Below are 2,997 nucleotides of genomic sequence, written 5' to 3'. Positions count from 1 at the left end.
CTCTTATTTCATGGCCGCGAAGACCGCCGGATACAGCTTCCCAAGCTTGGTCAATCGCATCCTCGATGTCGCCCACACGCGATATTTCGGAATCGGCATCCCCAGCGCCGAACGTGATTTTGGGCCGTCGGGTGGCTGAACGCTGGGCTGTCACTTTGATCTCGGATGGATTCGGCGAGGGGATGATGGCGAGGTCGGCAGAGGCGCATCGACTCGCCCCAATCAGAGAAGCCTGCTAGACGTCATGTTCCGAGGCGGAGAACGGTGGCCCGCTCTTTCGTGCGATTAAAAGACGAGGGTTGGTCTCTATTCGGCGTGTTGAAGTCAAGCGCTTTTCCGCTTCGCCGGCGTTGCGCATCTTTCGCGGGGTCCTGCTTCTCTCCGGGATCGGCGGCCGCGAAGCCATCCATCGCGAACCTCACCGACGATGATCCGGTCGGGGCGCAGACGCATCGTGCTTTTGAGGAGACGCCATATCGACCGTGACATGGTATGGAGTGAGACGGCGTTCTCGGCCGCGCACTGGATCTCGGTTGTATCCTCGAGGATGACGACCCGGTCGTCGGGCGCATGCTGGACGACCTCGGCGATGACAGCGTTGGCGAGTGTCGTCTTTCCGGAGCCCGTGCCGCCGGAGATGACGATGTTCAAGCGAGACGCGATGCGGAGCACTGATGCCTGCTTCTCCGTTATGACCCGCTTCGTGACATAGTCGTCGAGCGGGATAAGCCGGGATGCACGCCGACGGATCGTGAAGGTAGGCGCCGACACGACTGGCGGCAGCAGCCCCTCGAAACGATGCCCGCCGATCGGTAGCTCGCCGGAGATGATCGGTTGCTCGTCGTCCGCTTCGGACTGGAGAGCGTGCGCGACGCTTCCAATGACGATCTCCGCGGCCCGCCGGCGTCATTTCCCCGGCTGGGGCAACGCCGTGGCCGAGCCGCTCGATGAACAGCCTCCCGTCTGGGTTTAGCATGATCTCGACAACGGTCGCGTCGTCGAGCGCCAGGCATAGATGCTCGCCCAAAGCATCCTGAAGCTTGGGGACAAGCCGCGAGTGCGATCGAAGATGGTTCACGGATGGCCCCTCAGGCAGCGTGCTGCCGCGCGGCGGGAAACGCCGACCTGTAGCCAGGTGGGCAAACCTGCGTGAAACTCGCCCGGTCAGCCGGAAGTATCCCGGCGATGGCGATCGTGTTGCCGATGCGGCAGGGCTTGCCGAGCCGCCTCATCGGCCAGCCTACCCGATTGAGGATCCGTTCGAACCTGAGATCTGTTGCGGTGGCGATCTCCGTATATCCGTTCAGCATCGACCATTCGATGATGGCCGCAAACATGGTGGGCGTTGCTTGATGTAGCGCCCCTCCCCTCCCTGCCCTCAGCGGATGTGGTGTCGACACAGAAACGCGAGCTTTCGATCATCCTGGCATGGGCATTGATGCGGCCAATCGCGAGCAATTGCGGAAACGTCCGCTCCAGCATTGTGTCCTCAAGGGCGGGAAGCAGGCGCGCACCCCCTACGATGGCGCCGTCGTCCGACGTCACCACGATGTAAGTCGGATCGAGCAGGTCGAACTCGCCTGTTTCCCGGCCACTGCGGACATGCACGTGTCCACTCCAGGCGGTCCGCAAAGATTGTCGCTCGCAGTCGACAATAGGCGTCGACGAGTTCTCGGTATCTCTTCCCCGAGGCATTGCGTATTGCGCGTGCCAGCATTCGCCGAAACCCTTCACTGATTGCGATTGGGGCTCATCAATCACAGATGGCCACTCTGCTGGAGCTGTAGAATTCTACGGGCCCTGAGTCGGGTCTGCGGAGGGCTGACGCGTCTGGACTTGGCAGTGGCCGTGGATTGCCGGCAGTTTACCCCCGAGATTTAACGGGGGTGCTTGCGAAGAGCCTAACTGTTGGGAACGAAAGCAGAAATCGGGATTGCGGGGGTGGCCGGTGGGCAACTTCTGGCTGTTGCGTTAACTTCTTGTTAACCTTCTTTTTCTTGCGAAGGATACAGAATCGGAATAGTCCCGATAATTCCAGAAATCGATGGAAATATCGTTACTACCTCGGTAAGCGCTAATGAATGTGACTCTGACCCATCCGGCTCAACAAGAGAGCTTCGCTGATACGATCCTGCAGCAAAGTGAGGATATTTCGCGACGTCTCGACATGCTGCGCATGGAGAATTTTCCCCCGGACGCTGAGAAGCCTCTCCGCAGCTTCACTCTTGCGGAAGCCGCTGAGTTTATTGGGGTCTCCCAAAGTTACGTGAAGAAGCTCCATTTACAGGGCAAGGGCGTCGAGCCTTATGTCACACCGACGGGGCGTCGATACTACACAGCCGCGCAGATGAACGAGCTGCGCGTCTTGCTCGACCGGTCGCCTCGCCGACGAGATGGCGAGAAGCTCCAGGTCATCTCTGTCGTCAATTTCAAGGGTGGGTCCGGAAAGACGACGACAGCAGTTCATCTCTCGGAGTATCTGGCGCTACGCGGTTTCCGCGTCTTGGCAGTTGACCTGGATCCGCAGGCGTCACTGACTGCCCTTTTCGGAATTCAACCTGAGATCGACCGCAATCCGTCGTTCTACGATGCGCTACGCTATGATGATCAGCGTGTCTCGATCACGAAAGCGATCCGACCCACGAACTTTCCCGGTCTCGATCTCATTCCCGCAAACCTCGAGTTACAGGAGTACGAGTACGAAACGCCGATCGCGATGCACGCCAAGGAATCGAGCGCAGGACGCGCATTCTATACGCGTATCGGATCTTCACTTGGAGAGGTTGACGAGAACTACGATGTGGTTGTGATCGACTGCCCTCCGCAGCTCGGCTACCTCACTCTCACCGCGCTTGCCGCCTCTTCTGCCGTTCTCATCACCGTGCATCCTCAGATGCTCGACATCATGTCCATGAGTCAATTTCTGCTGATGTTGGGGGAGATTCTAAAAAGCATCGAGGGCGCTGGCATCGCCGTCTCTCTCGACTGGTTCCGCTA

Annotated in this window: 1 protein-coding gene and 2 pseudogenes; 1 reads left to right on the top strand and 2 read right to left on the bottom strand. The window is 59.2% G+C overall.

All coding sequences use genetic code 11. The annotated features are described in order from the left end of the window. Nucleotides 1-405: 405 nt before the first annotated feature. Nucleotides 406-1,078, bottom strand: a pseudogene (gene trbB, locus EOA23_RS33160) (P-type conjugative transfer ATPase TrbB); the annotation flags it as partial. Between the two features lie 10 nt (nucleotides 1,079-1,088). Beyond that, a pseudogene (gene traI / locus EOA23_RS33155) lies at nucleotides 1,089-1,717 on the bottom strand (acyl-homoserine-lactone synthase TraI). 360 nt (nucleotides 1,718-2,077) lie between these two features. Between traI and repA the strand changes: the two are divergent. Further along, nucleotides 2,078-2,997 (top strand): plasmid partitioning protein RepA (gene repA, locus EOA23_RS33150; RefSeq protein ID WP_127307164.1); only part of this gene is annotated, 920 nt, incomplete at its 3' end.

The organism is Mesorhizobium sp. M2A.F.Ca.ET.042.01.1.1, from assembly GCF_003997405.1.
Classification (GTDB): Bacteria; Pseudomonadota; Alphaproteobacteria; order Rhizobiales; family Rhizobiaceae; genus Mesorhizobium.
This window is presented reverse-complemented; position numbering and strand designations above follow the sequence as displayed.